Annotated in this window: 3 protein-coding genes; all 3 read left to right on the top strand. The window is 64.7% G+C overall.

Annotated features, from left to right (window positions below; all coding sequences use genetic code 11):
- The first annotated feature begins 30 nt into the window (after positions 1 to 30).
- On the top strand, positions 31 to 486 hold the full coding sequence (locus tag H5T60_13975; protein ID MBC7243540.1) for an Rrf2 family transcriptional regulator: 456 nt from the start codon (positions 31 to 33) through the stop codon (positions 484 to 486).
- A complete protein-coding gene (gene nifS / locus H5T60_13970) occupies positions 476 to 1666 on the top strand; it encodes a cysteine desulfurase NifS (GenBank protein MBC7243539.1) in 1191 nt (396 codons plus the stop codon). The genes H5T60_13975 and nifS overlap by 11 nt, the downstream gene beginning before the upstream one ends.
- Before the next feature lie 20 nt (positions 1667 to 1686).
- On the top strand, positions 1687 to 2587 hold a 901-nt coding region (locus tag H5T60_13965), incomplete at its 3' end, for a radical SAM protein (GenBank protein MBC7243538.1).

The following is a 2587-nucleotide window of genomic DNA, read 5'->3' as shown; positions in this document are numbered from 1 at the left end:
AATTCCGACAAAATTCTCGGAATTGTGCCGATGAAGTTCTCCGCCAAAGAGCAGTACGGACTGCGCGCCATGGCTGAACTGGCGCGCTATTACGGCCAGGGGCCGGTCTCTCTTGCCGAGGTGGCACAGGCGGAAGGCTTGTCCTTGCCCTACCTGGAGCAGATCGCCGCGGACCTGCGCCGGGCCGGCCTGCTGGAAAGCCGGCGCGGCGCCTACGGCGGGTACATGCTGGCGCGGCCGCCGGCCGAAATCTCCGTGGCCGATGTCATCATCGCGCTGGAAGGCTCCTTGGTGCAGGTGCCCTGCGTGGCCGAAGGGGATGGCCTGGACTCCGCCGGCTGTGACCGCGAGGGCATCTGCGTCACCCGCGGCGTGTGGCTCAACGTGTACCAGCACCTGGTCGAACTGCTCGATTCCCTCACCCTGGCGGACCTCATCGGCCAAAAATGCACCGAAACCGAACCTGGAGGCAGTTATGGCCATTGACCTGGACAGGGGCGTGTACCTCGATCATGCCGCCACCACCCCGGTGGATCGGCGGGTGGTGGAAGCGATGCTCCCCTTCTGGACGGAGCGGTACGGCAATCCTTCCAGCATTTACCGGCTGGGGCGGGATGCGGCCAAGGCGCTGAACGGTGCACGGGAGCGCATCGCCGGCATCCTGCAGGCCGACCCCTCCGAAATCATCTTCACCAGTTGCGGCACGGAGAGCGATAACCTGGCCATTCGCGGCGTCGCCTTCGCCCAGCGCGCCCGCGGCAAAGGCAGTCACATCATCACCAGCTCCGTGGAACATCACGCCGTGGGCCATACTGTCGAGCAGTTGGTCAAGAAGTTTGGCTTTGAGGCGACCTTCCTGCCGGTGGACCACTACGGTATGGTGGACCCCGACGAGGTGGCACGCGCCATTCGCCCCGATACAGTGCTCATCACCATCATGTACGCCAACAACGAGGTCGGCACCATCCAGCCCATCGCGGAAATCGGCCGGCTGGCGCGGGAGCGCGGTATCCCGTTCCATACGGACGCGGTGCAGGCCGGCGGCGCCCTGCCGCTGGATGTGAACGCCCTGAACGTGGACCTGCTCTCCCTCTCCGCCCATAAGTTCTACGGTCCGAAGGGTGTGGGACTGCTGTATGTGCGCAAGGGGACGCCCCTCTGGCCGATGCAGACCGGCGGCTCGCAGGAGCGCAACCGACGCGCCGGTACAGAGAACGTGGCCTTTGCCGTAGGTATGGCTACCGCGCTGGAGCTGGCCTATGCCGAGCTGGAGCAGACCAACCGCCGGGTCCAGGCTTTGCGCGACCGCCTCATCGCCGGCGTGCTGGAGCGCATCCCTGACGTGGAGCTGACCGGCCACCCCACCCAGCGCCTGCCCAACAGTGCCAGCTTCGTGGTCAAGTACGTGGAAGGCGAGGCCATGTTGTTGAACCTGGACATGAAGGGCATCTTCGCCTCCAGCGGCTCGGCCTGCACCAGCATGTCCCTTTCCCCATCCCATGTGCTGACGGCGATGGGCTTCCCACCGGAAATCGCCCACGGCAGTCTGCGCATGACGCTGGGCAAGGGCAACACCGAGGAGGAAATTGACTACGTCCTCGATGTCCTGCCCGAGATCGTCTCGCGACTGCGGGCCATGAGCCCACTCTATCAGCCGGCGGCATAGGAGGCCCTTCCGAGAATCCCATGGCCCTGCCTGGCGCCCACTACCGCTACTTCCTCTGGCACAATCTGGTCAGCCGGCTGACCCATCACCGCCGGCCGCTCCTGGCCGGTTTCAAGGTCACTCACCGCTGTAACCTGCGCTGCCGGGCATGTCCTTTCTGGCGTCGGCCGGCGGATGATATCCCCTTCGAGAAGGCGGTCGAGGTCCTGGACGCCTTCGAGAGGGCCGGCGTGCGCCTGCTCATCTTTGAAGGGGGTGAGCCGTTCCTGTGGCGGGACGGCGAGCGCCGGCTGGAGGATTTGGTGCAGGAGGCCAGACGGCGCTTCTTCGCCGTGGGCATCACCACCAACGGCACTCTCCCCATCGAGACCTCGGCGGACATCGTCTGGGTGAGCATTGACGGCCTGCGCGAGACCCATAACGCCAACCGCGGCCCGATCTTTGACCGGGTCATGGAGACCATTCGCGCTTCCGCACATCCCAAGATACTGGCGAATGTCACCATCAACCGCCTGAATGTGGACGAGATCCCGGCGCTGGTGCGCTTCCTGGCGGAGGAGCCGAACATCCGCGGCATCACCATCCAGTTCTTCTACCCGTACGCGGAGAGCGAGGACCTGCGCATCTCGCCGGCCCAGCGCCGGCAGGTGTTGGACCAGCTCCTCGCGCTGAAGCGGCAGGGCTATCCCATCCTGGACTCGTACAGCGCGCTGGAGGCGCTCAAGGACAATTCCTGGAAATGCTATGACTGGCTGATCGCCGATGCGGACCCCGACGGCCGTATCCACCTGGGCTGTTATCTCAAGGATCGGGGCGAGATTCACTGCGAGCAGTGCGGCTTCGCCGCCCATACGGAATTATCGCTGGCGTTTGCCGGCAATATCGGCGCCATCTACACCGGTCATAAGGTTTTCGGCTTTC

It is taken from the genome of Anaerolineae bacterium, from assembly GCA_014360855.1.
GTDB lineage: Bacteria > Chloroflexota > Anaerolineae > JACIWP01 > JACIWP01 > JACIWP01.
Note: the sequence above shows the minus strand (reverse complement) of the source record. Positions and strands in the feature narration are given on the sequence as shown.